Origin of the sequence: Pedobacter foliorum, assembly GCF_013266735.1 — a bacterium.
Lineage (GTDB): Bacteria > Bacteroidota > Bacteroidia > Sphingobacteriales > Sphingobacteriaceae > Pedobacter > Pedobacter foliorum.
In genome coordinates, this window is the sequence record NZ_JABSNU010000016.1 from 31,522 (window position 1) to 50,273 (window position 18,752).

The 18,752-nt window shown below is 37.3% G+C and carries 11 protein-coding genes; 4 read left to right on the plus strand and 7 right to left on the minus strand.

Going from position 1 to position 18,752, the window contains the following annotated elements:
* Positions 1 to 11 precede the first annotated feature (11 nt).
* Positions 12 to 3,677 (plus strand): phosphoribosylformylglycinamidine synthase, encoded by a 3,666-nt coding sequence (gene purL, locus HQN83_RS22075; protein WP_173093428.1) that lies wholly within the window; start codon positions 12 to 14, stop codon positions 3,675 to 3,677.
* Between the two features lie 172 nt (positions 3,678 to 3,849).
* A complete protein-coding gene (locus HQN83_RS22080) occupies positions 3,850 to 5,217 on the plus strand; it encodes a Gfo/Idh/MocA family protein (RefSeq protein WP_173093430.1) in 1,368 nt (455 codons plus the stop codon).
* Positions 5,218 to 5,260: 43 nt separating this feature from the next.
* Here the strand turns inward: HQN83_RS22080 and HQN83_RS22085 are convergent, their stop codons facing one another.
* The 7 genes from HQN83_RS22085 to HQN83_RS22115 all read right to left on the minus strand — a co-directional run bounded on the left by HQN83_RS22085 (position 5,261) and on the right by HQN83_RS22115 (position 14,693).
* Positions 5,261 to 6,226 (minus strand): TolB family protein, encoded by a 966-nt coding sequence (locus HQN83_RS22085; RefSeq protein WP_173093432.1) that lies wholly within the window; start codon positions 6,224 to 6,226, stop codon positions 5,261 to 5,263.
* A gap of 85 nt (positions 6,227 to 6,311) precedes the next feature.
* A complete protein-coding gene (locus HQN83_RS22090; protein ID WP_173093434.1) occupies positions 6,312 to 7,793 on the minus strand; it encodes a RagB/SusD family nutrient uptake outer membrane protein in 1,482 nt (493 codons plus the stop codon).
* 10 nt (positions 7,794 to 7,803) lie between these two features.
* On the minus strand, positions 7,804 to 11,082 hold the full coding sequence (locus tag HQN83_RS22095; protein WP_246254567.1) for a TonB-dependent receptor: 3,279 nt from the start codon (positions 11,080 to 11,082) through the stop codon (positions 7,804 to 7,806).
* 194 nt (positions 11,083 to 11,276) lie between these two features.
* On the minus strand, positions 11,277 to 12,473 hold the full coding sequence (locus HQN83_RS22100) for a FecR family protein (protein ID WP_173093436.1): 1,197 nt from the start codon (positions 12,471 to 12,473) through the stop codon (positions 11,277 to 11,279).
* Between the two features lie 74 nt (positions 12,474 to 12,547).
* Positions 12,548 to 13,093, minus strand: a complete 546-nt coding sequence (locus HQN83_RS22105; protein ID WP_173093438.1) for an RNA polymerase sigma-70 factor — start codon at positions 13,091 to 13,093, stop codon at positions 12,548 to 12,550.
* Positions 13,094 to 13,163: 70 nt separating this feature from the next.
* The gene (locus HQN83_RS22110; protein ID WP_173093440.1) at positions 13,164 to 13,715 is read right to left on the minus strand and encodes an acyl-CoA thioesterase; all 552 of its coding nucleotides are present in this window, start codon (positions 13,713 to 13,715) and stop codon (positions 13,164 to 13,166) included.
* Between the two features lie 117 nt (positions 13,716 to 13,832).
* Positions 13,833 to 14,693: an energy transducer TonB gene (locus HQN83_RS22115; protein WP_173093442.1), complete on the minus strand. Its 861-nt coding sequence runs from the start codon at positions 14,691 to 14,693 to the stop codon at positions 13,833 to 13,835.
* Between the two features lie 489 nt (positions 14,694 to 15,182).
* Here HQN83_RS22115 and HQN83_RS22120 point away from each other — a divergent pair, with 489 nt between their 5' ends.
* Together HQN83_RS22120 and HQN83_RS22125 are read left to right on the plus strand one after the other, a co-directional pair.
* Positions 15,183 to 17,369 (plus strand): glutamine synthetase III family protein, encoded by a 2,187-nt coding sequence (locus HQN83_RS22120; protein WP_173093444.1) that lies wholly within the window; start codon positions 15,183 to 15,185, stop codon positions 17,367 to 17,369.
* Positions 17,370 to 17,509: 140 nt separating this feature from the next.
* Positions 17,510 to 18,691, plus strand: a complete 1,182-nt coding sequence (locus tag HQN83_RS22125; RefSeq protein WP_173093446.1) for an AIR synthase related protein — start codon at positions 17,510 to 17,512, stop codon at positions 18,689 to 18,691.
* The last annotated feature ends 61 nt before the right edge of the window (positions 18,692 to 18,752 follow it).

Consider the following 18,752-nt stretch of genomic DNA (forward strand, 5'->3'; position numbering starts at 1 on the left):
AAAACACTACAATGATTTATTTCTTCTCCAATCAATCCAATACAGTTTTCGCTTTACAAACCGCGCAAAACTTATCCGATACTGATATTACAAAACTAGAATGGCTGTTTGGCGGTGCAAAATTAAAGCAAGAAACCGTATTAGCAGATTTTTTTGTTGGACCTCGAGCAGCAATGGTAACTCCTTGGAGCACTAATGCAGTAGAGATTACGCAAAACATGGCCATCGAAGGAATCATCAGGATTGAAGAATTCCATAAAGTTGAAGAGAACTTTTCTGACTTTGATCCAATGTTATCTCAAAAATATAAGGAACTTAATCAGGATATATATACAATTAACATACAACCGGAACCTATTATTGAGGTTAGCGACATCGCTGCTTACAATAAACAGGAAGGTTTATCACTAAGTGATGATGAAGTAGGTTATTTAGATGGTCTTTCTAAAAGACTTGGAAGAGCACTTACAGATTCAGAAGTATTTGGTTTTTCTCAGGTAAACTCAGAGCACTGTCGTCACAAAATCTTTAATGGTAAATTCGTTATAGACGGCGTAGAGCAACCAACCTCACTTTTTAAACTGATCCGTAAAACATCAGAAGAAAACCCTAACGATATCGTTTCTGCATATAAAGACAATGTTGCCTTTATTAAAGGCCCGATAGTTCAGCAATTTGCACCTAAACGTGCAGACATACCTGATTACTATGCAATCAGCGATTTCGAATCAGTAATTTCTGTAAAAGCAGAAACACACAATTTCCCAACAACTGTTGAACCATTTAATGGTGCCGCCACAGGATCAGGTGGTGAAATCAGAGATAGACTTGCAGGTGGACAAGGCTCATTGCCTTTAGCTGGTACTGCGGTTTACATGACTGCCTTATCAAGATTAGAAGATAATCGCCCTTGGGAAAAAGGTGTTGAAGAAAGAGAATGGTTATACCAAACTCCGATGGATATTCTAATTAAAGCTTCGAATGGAGCAACTGATTTTGGAAATAAATTCGGTCAGCCACTAATCACTGGATCTGTACTTACTTTTGAGCACGAAGAAGACGGTCGTAAACTTGGTTTCGACAAAGTAATCATGCTTGCAGGTGGTGTTGGTTACGGTAAAGCTAGCCAGGCTAAGAAACAAAAACCTTCTGAAGGTGATAAAATTGTAGTTCTTGGTGGAGAAAACTATAGAATTGGTATGGGTGGTGCTGCAGTATCATCTGCTGATACCGGTGCTTTAGGTAGTGGAATCGAACTAAATGCCATTCAGAGATCTAATCCTGAAATGCAAAAAAGAGCAGCAAATGCTGTGCGTGGCATGGTAGAAAGCGAGCATAACAGTATCGTATCTATACATGATCACGGTGCTGGTGGTCACTTAAACTGTCTTTCTGAATTGGTTGAAGAAACCGGCGGAAAAATTGATCTTGACAAATTACCTGTCGGAGATCCTACCCTTTCAGCAAAAGAGATTATCGGTAACGAATCTCAGGAACGTATGGGTCTGGTAATCGGACAAGAACATATAGAAACACTTCAAAAAATTGCAGATCGTGAACGTTCTCCAATGTATACTGTAGGTACAGTTACAGGCGATCACCGCTTTACTTTTGAATCTGCGACTACTGGTGCTAAACCAATGGACTTAGAACTGAAAGACATGTTCGGCAGTTCTCCAAAAGTAGTAATGGATGATAAAACCATCGATAGAAAATACCAACCAGTTACTTATGATAAAGCTCAGTTAAATACTTATCTGGAGCAAGTTTTACAATTGGAAGCAGTTGCTTCTAAAGACTGGTTAACGAACAAAGTAGACCGTTGTGTAGGTGGTCGTGTTGCTAAGCAACAATGTGCTGGTCCATTACAATTACCGCTAAACAACTGCGGTGTGATGGCATTAGACTTCCAAGGAAAAGAAGGTATTGCTACTTCAGTAGGCCACGCTCCTCTATCTGCATTAATTGATCCGGCAGCAGGAAGTCGTATTGCTATTGCTGAATCTCTTTCTAATCTTGTTTGGGCACCATTAAAAGATGGGCTTAAAAGCGTTTCGCTTTCAGCCAACTGGATGTGGGCTTGTAAAAATGAAGGTGAAGATGCCAGGTTATATGAAGCGGTAAAAGCTTGTTCTGATTTCGCAATCAGCTTAGGAATCAATATCCCAACGGGTAAAGATTCCCTGTCTATGAAGCAAAAATACAAGAACGATGAGGTTATTGCTCCTGGTACTGTGATTATATCAGCGGCAGGAAATTGCAATGACATCACTAAAGTTGTTGAACCTGTTTTACAAAAAGATGGTGGTTCAATTTACTACATCAACTTATCTGATGATACCTATAAACTTGGTGGTTCTTCATTTGCACAAATCTTAAACAGAATTGGCAACGAAACTCCAGATGTTAAAAACGCAGATCAACTTAAAAATACATTCAACACACTTCAGGAATTAATAAAAACGGAGAAAATACAAGCAGGACATGATATAGGTAGCGGTGGTTTAATCACTACTTTATTAGAGCTTTGCTTTGCTGATCGTGATCTTGGCGCATCTTTAGATTTTTCTTCTCTAGGTGAGCAAGACATCATCAAGTTACTTTTTGCTGAAAACATCGGTATCGTATTCCAGGCAACTGCGGATGCTGAAGCTATCCTTTCTGCAAATGGCGTTGCTTATCACAAAATCGGTGAAGTTACTTCAACAGCCAGCTTACAGCTAAAAAACAATTTAGATGAGTTATCTTTTGACATTGATCACTTACGTGATGTATGGTTCAAAACTTCTTATCTATTAGATAAAAAGCAAAGTGGACCTGTAAAAGCAAAAGAACGCTTTGACAACTATAAAAACCACGTACTTAACTTTAACTTCCCTGCACAATTTGACGGCAAGAAGCCAGTTTTAGATGCTTCAAAACCAAGACCAAAAGCAGCTATTATCCGTGAAAAAGGAAGTAACTCAGAACGTGAAGTTGCTAATGCCATGTACCTTGCCGGTTTTGATGTTAAGGATGTTCACATGACCGACCTTATCTCTGGAAGAGAGACTTTAGAAGACATTCAATTCATTGGTGCTGTTGGTGGTTTCTCTAACTCTGACGTTTTAGGATCAGCAAAAGGATGGGCAGGAGCTTTCATGTACAATGAAAAAGCTAAAATTGCTCTTGAAAACTTCTTTAGCAGACCAGATACTTTATCTGTAGGAATTTGTAATGGTTGTCAGCTTTTTGTTGAGCTTGGCCTGATTAATAAAGACCATGCAGAGAAACCAAAAATGTTGCATAACCAAAGTGGTAAACACGAAAGTATATTTACTTCATTAACCTTACAAGAAAACAATTCGGTAATGCTTTCTACGTTAGCAGGCGCTACATTGGGTGTTTGGGTTTCACATGGTGAAGGTAGATTCCAGTTACCTTACGCAGAGGATAAATACCAAATCGTAGCTAAATATGCTTATGAAACTTATCCAGCTAGTCCAAACGGATCTGATTACAACACAGCAATGATGTGTGATGAGTCTGGTCGTCACCTGGTAATGATGCCTCACATTGAGCGTTCATTGTTCCAATGGCATTGGGCAAATTATCCAAAAGGACGTAAAGATGAAGTTACACCTTGGATGGAAGCTTTTGTGAACGCCAGAAAATGGGTTGAAGATCATAAAGGATAAAACTTAAAAAATATAAATTAGCAAATCCGAATGAACCAGAAGTGGTCATTCGGATTTGTTTTTTTAGAGCGTTCTTGATGTAACATATTTATATCCGCTCTTGATCAACCAAATATTCCTTCTTGATATAGGAATTGTTTCACTAAATTTATTTTATAACCATAAATAAACCATGAGCAACAATTCAAGAAGAGACTTTATAAAAAAGATAGGTATCGGCACCGCAGCGTTATCTGTTGGGAATAGCATATTCGGCGGAACTGCATCAGGCTTTAGCGCCAAAAGCTATAGAAATATTATCGGAGCAAATGATAGAATAAACGTAGCAACTATCGGAGTTAATAGTCGTGGCAATAGCATGGGTGGCACTATCGCCCAACAAAAAAACACACAGGTAGTTACCGTTTGTGACGTAGACAAACGAGCAATTCCTAATGCAATAAACACAATAATGAAGGCTGGGCAAACCACCACGCCCAAATCTGAAAAAGACTTGCGTAAAGTTTTAGAAGATAAATCAGTTGATGCAATATATACGGCAACACCTGATCATTGGCATGCCCCACTAACCATTATGGCTTGCCAGGCAGGGAAACATGTTTATGTAGAAAAACCTTTAAGCCATAACCCAAGAGAAGGTGAAATGGCTGTTGCCGCAGCCAGGAAATACAATAGAATAGTACAAATGGGTGCACAGCGCCGCTCTGCTCCTACCCTTACTAAAGGAATCGAACGACTCCATCAAGGGGTAATTGGTCGCGTCTACATGGCTAAAACCTGGTATACAAACACAAGAAAGGAAACATTTTTAAAACCTGGTAATGTGCCCGACTGGTTAGACTATGATTTATGGCAGGGCCCAGCTCCTCGTGTTGATTACAAAGAAGGTCTAATCCATTACAACTGGCACTGGTTCTGGCATTGGGGAACAGGCGAGGCATTAAACAATGGAACTCATGAAGTTGACGTTGCTCGCTGGGGTTTGGGAGTAGATTTCCCAACTCGCGTTAGCTCGTCCGGTGGCAGATACCAATTCAATGATGATTGGCAGACCCCAGACACTCAAATAGCGACTTTAGATTATCCCGGCAAGGTAACTTTACTTTGGGAAAACAGAAGCTGTAACGGAAGAAAAGTTGAAGGTCAGGAACGTGGAATTATCTTTTATGGCGAAAAAGGAAGCCTCGATACAGGGGATGATGCTTACAAAATATATGATCTTCAAGGCAAATTAATTGAGGATGTAAAACCTAAATCAGGTGGCGAATCATTAGAGGGAAGAAACACTGCCAGCCCAAGTTTAGGATTGGATAGTTTACATATAGCAGATTTTTTAGATGCGATAAGAAACAATAGACGGCCTAATTGCGATGTTGAATTGGGTTACAAAAGCACAGTTGCCATGCAATTAGCAAATATATCATGGCGAGTTAATAGAGACTTAAAAATTGATCCTAAAAACGGCCACATCGTGGGCGACAAAGAAGCCCAAAAACTATGGGGCCGTACATATGAAAAGGGATGGGAGCCTAAAATTTAAGATCCTCTTTCAATAAAAATATAATGCATTAGCAATCCTAAAATCAAAATGCCGAATAACTTACTCCAAGTTCGTTAACAGTAGTATTGATTTTAGGATTGTATGCATTTAAAGACCATATTTTTCCACTGGTAATATGGGCAATATAAAGATCATACCCTCCTATAGTTCCACTTCTGGTACTCGATAATATAACATATTCGGAACCGCAGGGATAAGCATCAGAATAGTTCTCATTATTTTTATTAAACGGCAAATAAGTTGGAGCCTTACCATTAAAATAGCCCATATAAATCTGATCATTTTCATTACCCGCACTGTACCAGCTTGAATAGAGATAAGTTTCGGCATCTCTTACAATTGGATAATATTCCTGTACATTTACTGCATTAGCCAGTGCTTTATTTTCGGCGCCATCTACATTTACCATGTAGATACCGGAGTTTGCTCCATCGCACATGGCGTAAACCAGCTTTTTACCATCACTGGTAAAATAAGGCATAGATTCTTCTAATGAAGATTCACCTACAGCTGTTATTCCAAAAGTAGAAAGATCCATAATTTTCATTCTGCCATCCTGCTTAAAAACAAGGTTTTTTCCATCAGGAGAAAACTTAGGATCTTCATCACGCTTCTTATTTCCTTTTGTTAAGTTAATTGGTTGAGCAGATGAACCCAGCGACCACAAATAGATATCCCAGTTGTCGTTAGCTGAAGGCTTGCCCATAAATACAATTTGCTTTCCGTCTGGAGAAAAGTGGGCATTCATAGGATCATTAACAATCCACTGATCGCTCAAAGTACTAAGTTTATTTGTAGAAAAATCGTACAGATACACTTTAGAGTCTCCAGATCCATAAATTGAATAATTATGGAACACTATTTTTCCCTTTATCGCAGGAAGCCCTGTTTCAGGCGGCTCCACCCCTGGAACACCTCCAGCCTGCGACTTCGATTTACATTGACACATTAATAAAATAACAACCAGCAAACACAATTCTCTTTTCATAATGTAAACTTCAAAGAAGGTGCCTGAAAAATGAGTTCCCTAGACCCAAATTCCAGACACTTCTTAAATTAAAAATTGGCCATTCTTAATATCCTTTGTTCTGAACAAGTTTATTGTTCCTGTTAAGCTCATTCTGTGGAATAGGCAAAAGCCTTTTATCTGAATTCATATTATAATTCATTTGTTTACTACCCCCATCGCAGGTTATAACATATTCCTTAAGTGCACCTATTACCGGCTCAAGTTTATTGGTACGTATCAAATCAGACCAGCGTTGCCCTTCAAATGCCAGTTCCAGTCTTCTTTCGTTCAATATCTTGTCGGCAAGTTGTATATCTGAGAAATCTCCAGGTTTAATTTCAGATAGATTAACTCTACCCCTAACCAAATTTAAAGGAGCCAGAGCCTCAGCACTGCGACCTAAAGCATTCAATGCTTCAGCTTTTAATAAAAGTATGTCTGAAAACCTTAATATGTATACGTAATCGCCACTTGCCCAACCTTCAGCATGTCTCCATTTATAAGTAAAAGCTACAGATCCCGAAGTGGCACAAGGTTTCCAAAACTCATCGGACCATTCCACATCTTCAAATAAAATGGTAGAATTCTTTCTAATTTCATCCCCTTCTGTATCAAATGCCTTCACCAAGTCTTTAGATGGAGTACAGTATTTTCTCCAATCATCACCAGATATAGATGGAGGTAACAAAAGCTGAGGCCCATAATTAGCCTGTGGAGTAGATGCTTTATATTGAATCTCCAAAATAGCCTCATCATTTACATAATGAGATCCATCAAAAAGTTCATCATAACTATTATGCAATTTATACCCACGGTCTTCAACATTCTTAATGTATTCCAATACCTTATTGTAATCCCTATCTGGTTTTTGAGCATATACTTTAGCAAGTAAAGCATACACAGCTCCTTTAGTAACTCTTGATTTACTTAAAGAGATTGTGCTGTAACTATCAGGAACAGCCAAGGCATCATTTAAATCAGCTACAATTGCAGCATAAATCTCAGCTTCGGTTGCCTTAGGGACATTTGCTTCATCAGGATTAATTTTACCGAACTGCATTACCAGTGGTACTCCACCAAAATTCTTAACCAACTCAAAGTAAAAAAGAGCCCTCAAAAACTTGGCTTCACCCACAATTTGAGCACGTCGATCTCCCTGATCCAGAGTTACATCTTTAACATCGTTTATTTTTTCAAGTACAAGATTTGCTTTAGCTATTCCATTGTACAACTGTTGCCAATCATTAAACACCCTTACGTTAAGCGGAGAAATCGACAGATTATCATATTGATATACCTCCTGGGCATCCCCACCAGCATAAGCATTATCAGAACGTACGTCAGAAAGTAAAAAGAAGTCCCAAACAAAATACTCTGTATAAAGAGAATTGTAAACACCAGTTAATGCAGCTTCAATATCAGAAGCCGTTTTATAAGCATTTCCAGTTGTAGCATTGGATTCAGGCTCTTCCGTTAAAAATTTATTACAGGAAGATGCACCCAATGCTATTAAAACACAAATAATGATATATAATTTCGTTTTCATAATCTTAGATTTAAAAAGAAACACTTAGTCCAAAAATAAACTGTCTAACCTGAGGGTAAGTACCATAATCAATACCTAAAGCACCATTAGAACTCTCCCCACCCGTACCAGCAAAGGCACTCACCTCAGGATCATACCCTGAATATTTTGTAAAAGTCAGTAAGTTTTCGCCTGTCACATACAACGACACGCTTCTTAGCTTCATTTTGCTTAACACCGATTGCGGTAGTTTATAGCCCAGCGTAAGCGACTTTACCCTTAAGTAAGAACCGTTTTCAATAAATCTGGAAGAGATATCTGAATTAATCACGTTTCCTGATTCAGCTCTTGGAATATCAGTGATCTGACCTTCTTTTGTCCACCTTCTCAACACAGCTACAGATTGATTTCTATAATCCATCATTCCTTCTGTCTCTATACGTGTTGCATTAAAAATATCATTTCCCTGTACTCCCTGTAAAAACAAGTCCAAGCTAAAACTCCCATAAGAAACTCTATTCGTAAAGCCGTAAGTAAACTTAGGATTTGCATTTCCAATCACTTTTCTATCTCCTGCATCCAATGCACCATCCTCATCAATATTGTATCCATTACCATTTACATCCTCATAGATCATGTTTCCGGTTTTAGGATCAACCCCTTTAGAAACATAACCCCAAAAAGTACCAATAGGCAATCCTTCTTTGATAATGGCAGCTTGTTGTCTTTGTGGAATCCCACCTACAGCAAGTTCCTGATCTCCAATATAACCTACTTTATTTCTATTGAATGAGATGTTAAAATCAGATTCCCATTTAACTGCCCCCGTAAGATTCTTTGTATTCAATGCAAATTCAATCCCCTTATTTTCTAGCTTACCAATGTTCTGCAATGCACCTAAAAAGCCACTTGAAGTAGGTACAGGTTTATCGAACAATAAATCAGCAGTAGATTTTCTGTACAAATCCACTGATAAATTAATTCTGCTTTTAAATAGACTCACATCTATACCAATATTATTTTGAGTAGTACTCTCCCATCGCAGATTCCTGTTTTCAGGAGTTTGGGGAGCAGTTCCAGAATTCACTTGCTCTCCTAGAATATAATTACTTCCGGTTGCTATAAGTCCATACCAGGCATAAGGACCAATATGATCGTTACCAACTTTACCCCAAGCATATCTGATCTTTAAGTCACTAATAAACTCCGCATCTTTCAAGAAATTCTCTTTTGATATTCTCCATCCGGCAGAAAATGACGGAAAAAAGCCCCAATGCTTATCCGGTCCAAAAACTGAAGATCCGTCTGCTCTTAAATTACTCGACAATAAATATTTATCATCATAAGCATAACGCACCCTACCTACAAAGGAAGTATTAGTACGCGCAGCCCTTCCGCCTGTTGCAGAGTTAATAATAGAACCTCCATTTACAGTTGGCACGCTTATGCCGCTAAATCCTTTGGTTTCTATTTCAGAAGACTCAGAAGTGGTACGACTTGCAGTATAACCTACAAAAGCATCTACCACATGTTTTTCAGCAAAGGTTTTAGCATAACTTAGTGTATTTTCAGAAAGCCAGTACTCACTTTCATTCATATTCAAGTCTGCCAACCCTTTATTAACCCTTCCCCAATCTGTTCTAAATGGATCTAAAAAGTAATTGTATTTACCCCTTTGGCTATCGTATCCAAATAAAGTTTTAAACTTCAGATCTTTTAAAATTGACACCTCTGTGTACAGGTTCCCAAAAAAACGACTGTTATTAAAACCATTGATTGAACCATCAGTATATGCCACAGGATTATTAAACGATAACCTTAATGGATTTGCAGTAAAAGTACCATCCGCATTATAAATACCTGTTACAGGAGAGGAAGTAAGTACATTCATAATTACTCCTGAATTTGCAGACCCTCTGTTGTCATCAATATTACGATCATACCATCTTGCATAAGAAACACTGGTACCCACTTTAATAAAGTCATTTACTTTCTGATCAAGGTTCACTTTAAAATTAAACCTGTTCATTGTATTTGTTCTAACTACGCCATCTTGTTTTAGCCATGAACCAGATAAATAATAAGTTGTAGCATCATTACCACCATTTACCGAAAGCTGATAATTCTGAGCATATGCTTCTCTATAAATTTCTTTATGCCAATCCGTATCGTCTTTATAGTTATCCCAAGCAGCTACCTGACCAATTTCAGTCATTAACGCAATATAATCGGCTCTATTTAATACGTCTATCTTGTTTTTAACGTTTGATATCCCACCATAAGTACTAAATGAAAGCTGTGCTTTTTGGCTCTTTCCTCTTTTAGTAGTAATTAGAACTACACCATTAGCTCCAGAAGCACCATATATTGCCGCAGATGCTGCATCCTTTAAAATAGAGATACTTTCAATATCACTCGGATTAATATCATAAGTGGTAATACTAGGCACCCCGTCAACTACATACAATGGCTCACTATCAGCGGTAATAGAAGTTGTACCCCTAACTCTGATAGAAAATCCTCCCTGAGGCTTACCTGAAGGTGTTAAAACTTGTACACCTGCGGCTTTTCCTTCAATTGAATAACCAAAATTAGTTGCTGGTCGTTCTTCCAGGTCTTTAGCACCCACTGTAGATATAGCTCCAAGAATGTCCTTTTTCTGTTGCGTACCATAACCTACTACTACAACCTCATTTAAGCCCTGAGCCTCTGCAGACATTTTCAGGTTCAAAATAGATTGGTTACTCACCTTAACTTCATAAGTCTTAAACCCAACAGACGAAAACACGAGTGTTCCATTGCCATCTGGCAGATTTAATGAATAACCACCCTGATTATCTGTTGTAGTGCCAATTTCGCTTCCCTTAAGTCTTACACTTACACCTGGCATCGGTATATTTTGTTCGTCAGTAACTTTGCCACTAACGGTCAATAGTTCATACCATGATTTATCTCTTTTAATAACTACCGTTTTATCTACTATAGCATAGGTAAGAGGAAACCCCTTTAAGCAGCTCTCCAAAGCTTGCTCTAAAGAAACATTGGCAACATTAATATCAATATTTCTGGTTTTATCCAACAAATTATCTTCGTACCAGAGGTGGTATCCCGATTGCTTCTTTATTTTCTTTAAAATGGTCTCGACTGATACATTTTTTTCGGACAATGTAATCCTTTGTGCATATCCAGAAGCACAGACTTGAAAACAGGTAAAGGCTAGTAAAAATACCGTAAGTTTCATAACTAGAATTGCATATCTAAGTTTTCCATAAAATTCATGGACATACCTATTGGGCGTATAAAAATTCATACTTTTGAGTGTTTGGTTTAATTGAATTAAGGACTGTCGAAAGGTTTTTTACCGCATTTTGCGGAATGGATTGAGCCAAACATTTGTCGGTGGTGTTACTAGCACCGCCGGCTTTTTATTTTAGATCAACCTGGTTTTGGGTAAATTTATCTCATCATATATCTGGTTAGATTTAAAGTTTAAGTAATGTTTATTTATGGCATAACAATAATTTTTTTCCCTTCAACAATAAAATGAATATCATTCAGCTCCAATATTTTAAGTAGGCTGGAAATGCTGGAACCCCTAGGAATATCGCCTGAAAAAGAACGATCAGGTATTCCCGGTCTATACTCAACTTCAACATCGTACCATCTGGCTACCTGCCTCATAATACTTTTAATATCAGACTTACTGAATGAGGTAAGGCCGTTTTTCCAAGCAACCACCTGGTCCAGATCTGCCAATTCTTTCATGTTCAATTCACCTGATGGAGACAATAATGCTTGCTGACCGGGCTTAAGGATTAAACCTTCAGAAGATTTATCTGATCGGATGCGCACACTTCCTTCTAATAAGGTAGTTTTTATTAAGGGCTCATCATCATAAGCCATGATGTTGAAATGAGTGCCCAACACCTCAACTTCCTGTTTACCATTTACACTAACTTTAAAAGCAGCTTTTTCATTTCTTTTCACTTCAAAATACCCTTCGCCCGTAAGTGTCACCAAACGTTCGTTCTTTGAAAATACAGTTGGAAATTTAAGTGAAGACATAGAGTTCAATACTACGTCACTACCGTCGGGCAAGATTATTTTATATTGTCCTCCACGAGGTGTAGTAATTGTATTGTAGGAAACAGCCGAAGGCTGTGCGCTTACTGTGTTATAAACAACCTGTCCATCTTTATCTTTAATAACTGTAACACCGCCAAGTTTAGCCACCTGACCAACTGCTGCAGCAGTAAGGTCTATCTTAGTTCCATTTCCTAAAGTAAGTGTGGCTTTATTACCTCCTGGCTGGATTACTTCTTTTACATTAGATATGAGAATTGGCTTTTCATGATTGTTCTTACTATAATAAAAGAAAACGCCTGCCAATAGCATGCAAACAATTGCAGCCGCTGCTGAGATTTTAACAATCAAACTCCTGTTTGACAATTTCCTTATTACAACTTGCTCTTCGGGTATGTGTGGCAACGATTTTTCGATAGCGATACGACTTAAAAAGTCAATCCAACTCTTATCAGTATTAAACTTACTTAAGTTTACATAAGTACTGGCAGAATCCTCTTTAATTCGACGAAGTTCGTTTAACAATTCAGCATCTTCCACACTCAATTGCTTACCCAACGACTCTTCGTATTCGAGTGACTCTATTAGCTTCTCCCAATCTGGATTTTCTGATGCCATCTTTTTATCGTTTGTTTAATAGTATGTCGCACTATAAACAAAAAAGGGTGACAGCAAAACAAAAAAAAATATAATTATCCATAAATAATTAAAAGAAGGAACAAAAAAAGGTGCAATTTATCACGTAGGTACATGTATGCACGTCTAAGTTGAGTTTTAACAGTATTGATTGAAATATTTAATTTTTCAGCAATCTGGGCATAACTTAGACGATCTACAGCATGTAATAAAAATACATTTTTACGATCTGCAGGTAAGCTATCCACTACATCGATAATTTGAGCGTACAATTTCATTCGATCAGCAATATCCTCTTCTTCCTCTTCAATCTCTATTTCTGAAGAAAATAGACCCTTTCTTTTCTCTTGTACAGCTTCTCTCCTCAGATAGTCGATACAACTATACTTTATTGCCTTATAAGAATAAGCATTAAAAGAAGTTTTTAAACTCAAGGTCTCTCGGTTATTCCAAAGCGTAATGAAAAAATTCTGAACAATATCTTCGGCCACATCACTATCTCCAATCCAATTCATGGCAAGCAAACAAAGGCGCTTGTGGTGTGTTCTAAATAATTGTTCAAAAGCAGCTAAATCAATAGGAATATTCCTTGTTGTATCCAATATGCTGAGGCTAAGAATTAATCTGGAATGATTAAATCAATATTAAATAATTTTATCTGTATTATAAAATCTATAACAGATCAACCTTACACCTTTCATTTTTAAGAGTAATTAAGCAACTTTCATTATTATAGCTTTCTTTTAAGCTGGCTTCGTTCTTTTTATACTCGGTTTTGAGGTTCTTTCTATTTAGCCCTTGTGCAAACCGCCTAATGTCTTCTTCACTTTTCAATATCAACCCTGGCACCTGTTTAGGTTTGTTATTATCCCCTATAGCGACCATAGTAAAGTAACTCGTATTGGTGTGTTTGATAACATGCGTTTTCAAGTTTTCTGAAATGACTCTTATTCCTATAATCATAGAAGTATTACCTACATAATTTACTGATGCCATTAAAGAAACCAGTTCACCCACCTCAACAGGAGCTAAAAAATCGACAACATCAATAGAAGCCGTTATACAATAACCATCTGAATGTTTTGCCGCACATACATAAGCAACCTTATCCATTAAACTTAAAATAATCCCTCCATGTATTTTACCCCCAAAATTAGAGTAAGAAGGTATCATAAGTTCTGTAAGTGTCGTTTGAGAATTCTCTACCGGTTTAAAATCTTGCATAAATGAGTCTTTTGATATGCAATTTAGTTTTTTATCAATAAAAAAGGGGCTGTAAACTTAATTACATCCCCTAACCCTATTCTTAATATTGAGAGCGTATCGAATACCTATATATAGTTATCTGCTTATAGTAAATGAAAGTGGCATATTATACCTAACCCTAACATTTTGATCATTTTGTTTACCTGGTTTCCACTTTGGCGATTTACTAATTACCCTCACGGCCTCTTCATCACAACCATAACCGATTCCTCTCAAAACAGTAACATTAGAAACAGAACCATCTTTTTCTACTACGAAACTGATATAAACCCTACCCTGCGCATCAACTTCCTGCGCTGCATTTGGATATCTTAAATTCCTTTGTATAAACTTAGCCCAAGCCTTCATCCCTCCTTCAAACTCCGGATAAGATTGAATATCGGTCATATCATGGATTCCATTATCCTCCTTAACGCCGTTTCCATCGCCACTACCGGTACCTATTCCATTCCCAGTACCCTCAATAGGAACCGAACCAAGAGAAGTTTCAACACCAGACTGTGTAACAGGCCCTACTGCTGCATGATCCATCTCCACTAATGTTGGCGGGTCTGCAAGCACTGGCCTATCTACAACTATTGGATTAGAAACTGGTTTAACAGTTTTAATTTTCTCTTTTATAGGCTCAGTTTTCGGCATATCCATCTTTTCCTGAGGTTTTGGTTTCTCAATTTTACGCTCAGCCAGAGTAATATCAATAACACGATCATCCTTGATAGGCGCTACAGTTTCAGAAGGTTTTTCACCAATAACATGTTTATAAATCATTGGCCCGGCAAAAAATAGCACAAATAATGGAGCAGCAATAAACAAAGCGCGTGCAGTTGTGCCTGATGATTGAGATCTTAATGAATAAGCACCATAGTTTTTGTTTCTGTTTTTAAACACAAGATCGAGCCACTCTGTCTTGTGTAAATTAGATGAGATGTTAAGCATAATGTCAAGTATTAGTTTTAAAGAGGATGTAGAACATCCATATATTCCATAACACTTTAAAAAAAACTTAAAAAGAAAGAGTTTTTCAGAAAAACAGATAAAAATGATCTCTCTGTTAAAAAACAGCCAAAACAATAGTTTTAGTAATTTTCACTGCTTTTAGAGGAAAATATTAGGAATTTTAAGGCAAAAAACCTTGAAAATGAAAAAATCCCCTCAAAAAATATAAAAATAAATGAACAAACAGTATATTTACCCTTCGAGAGGCCAACTTAAGCGTCATTTCAGAAAATGACACAGAAATTAGACAAATAGTCTAACACCCCTAAAAAAGCTACCTCTTTAACTTATTCTTCTTATTAAAAACTGGTTTTCATCAAAAATGTTCAATTTTTGCTTTAAAATTTGCTAACATTTGTATTTTTACAAACAATTTGATGGAAATAATTAATTAATAATCCTATTTTTGGTAAAATTTTAAACAAATAAATGAAAAGCTTAAGAACAATTGCATTAAGAGAGGCGCAAACGAGAGTTTCACCAGAAGTAAAGGCTCCTTCAGCCAAGATTTCTGAATTTTTCGGCGTTAATGTTTTTGACAAAAGAAAAATGAAAGATTTCTTGTCAAAAGAGGTTTATCAAAAATTGGTTTCATCCATTGACTCGGGTGAGCTAATTAATCATGAAGATGCCAATCACATCGCAACAGCTATGAAAAGCTGGGCAATGGCTAAAGGTGCTACTCACTATACTCACTGGTTTCAACCTTTAACTGGTACTACAGCTGAGAAACATGATTCATTTTTTGAACCAAGCAGCGATGGTGCAATTGAAGTATTCGCAGGAAGTGCATTGGTTCAACAAGAGCCGGATGCTTCAAGTTTCCCTAACGGCGGTATCCGCAACACTTTCGAAGCACGCGGTTATACAGCATGGGATCCTTCTTCCCCAGCTTTCATTATGGAAAGCAAAGCTGGTAAAACACTTTGTATTCCAACTGTTTTTGTTGCATATACTGGTGAAGCCTTAGATTATAAAGCTCCTTTATTGAAAGCACTTTCAGCGATGGATAAAGCAGCGGTTGATGTTTGTCAATATTTCGACAAGAGCATTACTAAAGTAACTGCTTCTTTAGGTATTGAGCAAGAATATTTCCTGGTTGACCGTGCGTTATACAATGCTCGTCCGGATTTAGCCTTAACAGGACGTGCATTATTTGGACATATATCTGCAAAAGGACAGCAATTAGAAGATCATTATTTCGGATCTATCCCTGAGCGTGTGTTCACTTATATGGTTGATTTTGAAAACGAAGCCTTAAAATTAGGTATTCCATTGAAAACTCGCCACAATGAGGTTGCACCTTCTCAATTTGAGTGTGCTCCAATTTATGAAGAAATCAACCTTGCCATTGACCACAATCAATTGCTAATGGACCTGATGGAAAAAGTAGCTTTAAGACATGACTTTAAAGTGCTTTTGCATGAGAAACCATATGCAGGTATCAATGGATCAGGTAAACATAACAACTGGTCGTTAATTACTGACACTGGTAAAAACTTATTATCTCCAGGAAAAACTCCTAAAAACAACCTGATGTTCTTAACATTCTTTGTTAACACCATCAAAGCTGTTCATGAGCACGCTGACTTATTAAGAGCAAGTATTGCTTCAGTAAGCAATGATCACCGTTTAGGTGCTAATGAAGCTCCTCCTGCGATCATCTCTATCTTCCTTGGTTCTCAATTAGCTGAGGTATTAGACGAGATCGAATCATCAAGAAGCATCATTAAAAAAGTTAAAAATGAAGATTCTTTATGGTTAGGTATCCCTAAAATCCCTCAGATTTCTTTTGATACTACTGACCGTAACCGTACTTCTCCTTTTGCCTTTACCGGAAATAAATTTGAATTGAGAGCTGTAGGTTCTTCTGAGAACTCTTCTGCACCAATGACAGTATTGAATGCTATTGTTGCTGATCAGCTTACTAAATTCAAAGTTGAGGTTGATAAATTGATTAAAAAAGGTGAGAAAAAAGATGTTGCCTTATTAACTGTAATCAAAAAATACTTAAAAGAATCTAAAGACATCCGTTTCGAAGGAAATGGTTATAGCCAGGAGTGGGAAGATGAAGCTGCAAGACGCGGTTTATCAAATATCAAAACTACACCAAAAGCGCTTGATGCTTATGTAACTGAAAAAACAGAAGAACTGTTTACTAACACCAAAGTATTTAGCAAAAGAGAATTACATGCTCGTCATGAGATCTTATTAGAGAGCTATTACAAAAAACTTCAAATTGAAGCAAGGGTAATGGGCGAAGTAACCAACAGCATGATCATCCCTGCTACAATTGCTTACCAAAACTCTTTAATTGAAAACGCTAAAGGATTAAAAGAACTTGGTTTAAGTGGTGATGCTTTAGCAACTCCGCTATCAATCATCAACAAAGTATCTGAGCACTTAAACATCGTTAAAACTAGCATTGATGCAATGCTTGAGCAACGTAAACAAGTAAATGCTATTGAAGATTCACGTGATAAAGCAATTGCTTATGATGAGAAAGTAAAATCATACTTCGATACTATTCGTTACCATACAGATAAGTTAGAACAAATTGTAGATGACAGCGTTTGGCCTCTACCTAAGTTCAGGGAATTATTGTTTTTAAAATAAACCAAACCCCTAATAACCAACTATTTTTTAGTTTTATAACCTCCGCTTTAATTAGTGGGGGTTATTTTTTTATTAGTTAGTGTGTTTTTTTTCTACATTAAAGTTTTAACATTAAGGGGTTTCCCTATCTTTGCAGCAACATGAGTGATAACAGGTACAACCAGCGTGGCGTTTCTGCCTCGAAAGAAGATGTGCACCAGGCCATCAAAAACATAGATAAAGGTATTTTTCCGCAGGCTTTCTGCAAGATTATCCCTGACATTTTAGGCAATGATGAGTCATTTTGCAATATTATGCATGCTGATGGTGCAGGTACAAAATCTTCCTTAGCTTATGTTTACTGGAAAGAAACAGGTGATATTTCTGTTTGGAAAGGCATTGCTCAGGATGCAATCATTATGAATATTGATGATTTAATCTGCGTAGGTGCTACAGACAATATTTTATTGTCATCAACAATTGGTCGTAATAAAAACCTGATTCCTGGAGAAGTAATTGCTGCCATTATTAATGGTACCGAAGAAATTTTAGCTGAACTTAGATCCCAAGGCATCTCTATTTACTCTACTGGTGGTGAAACTGCTGATGTTGGCGACTTAGTACGCACAATCATTGTTGATTCAACCGTAACATGCCGTATCGAGCGCGATAAGATCATTAGTAATGATAAAATACAGGCTGGTGATGTAATTGTTGGTTTATCTTCTTCTGGACAAGCTAGCTACGAAACTGAATACAATGGTGGTATGGGATCAAATGGTCTTACCTCTGCCCGTCATGATGTATTCGATAAATCTGTAGCCAACAGTTACCCTGAAAGTTTCGACCCGGCTGTTCCTTTCGACCTGGTATTTTCTGGTGGAAAGAAATTAACTGATCCTGTTAAAATTGATGAGCAAACTGAAGTAACTGCCGGTAAATTGGTATTATCACCTACGCGCACTTATGCTCCTGTTATTAAAAAGGTATTAGAAGGCCACAGATCTCAAATTCATGGTATCGTTCATTGCAGTGGTGGTGCACAAACTAAAGTGCTTCACTTTGTTAATAACGATGTTCATATCATAAAAGACAATCTATTTCCAATTCCGCCACTGTTCCGTTTAATACAGGAACAATCTGGCACAGACTGGAAAGAAATGTATAAAGTATTTAATATGGGTCACCGTATGGAATTGTATGTTCCGGCTGAAATAGCTGAAGATATCATTGCCATCTCTAAAAGCTTTAATATTGATGCGCAGATTATTGGCCGTGTTGAGGCTTCGGAGCAGAAACAAGTAACAATTGTTTCTGAAAACGGCGAGTTTGTTTATAATTAGTAAGCTAAATTATAGCACGCCCGTCATCCTGAATTTATTTCACTGTTGTCCGGAGAAAGTT

Coding starts and splice junctions, on each gene's coding strand:
- purL (WP_173093428.1), top strand. CDS start 12: ATGATTTATTTCTTCTCCAATCAATCCAATACAGTTTTCGCTTTACAA.
- HQN83_RS22080 (WP_173093430.1), top strand. CDS start 3,850: ATGAGCAACAATTCAAGAAGAGACTTTATAAAAAAGATAGGTATCGGC.
- HQN83_RS22085 (WP_173093432.1), bottom strand. CDS start 6,226: ATGAAAAGAGAATTGTGTTTGCTGGTTGTTATTTTATTAATGTGTCAA.
- HQN83_RS22090 (WP_173093434.1), bottom strand. CDS start 7,793: ATGAAAACGAAATTATATATCATTATTTGTGTTTTAATAGCATTGGGT.
- HQN83_RS22095 (WP_246254567.1), bottom strand. CDS start 11,082: ATGAATTTTTATACGCCCAATAGGTATGTCCATGAATTTTATGGAAAA.
- HQN83_RS22100 (WP_173093436.1), bottom strand. CDS start 12,473: ATGGCATCAGAAAATCCAGATTGGGAGAAGCTAATAGAGTCACTCGAA.
- HQN83_RS22110 (WP_173093440.1), bottom strand. CDS start 13,715: ATGCAAGATTTTAAACCGGTAGAGAATTCTCAAACGACACTTACAGAA.
- HQN83_RS22115 (WP_173093442.1), bottom strand. CDS start 14,693: ATGCTTAACATCTCATCTAATTTACACAAGACAGAGTGGCTCGATCTT.
- HQN83_RS22120 (WP_173093444.1), top strand. CDS start 15,183: ATGAAAAGCTTAAGAACAATTGCATTAAGAGAGGCGCAAACGAGAGTT.
- HQN83_RS22125 (WP_173093446.1), top strand. CDS start 17,510: ATGAGTGATAACAGGTACAACCAGCGTGGCGTTTCTGCCTCGAAAGAA.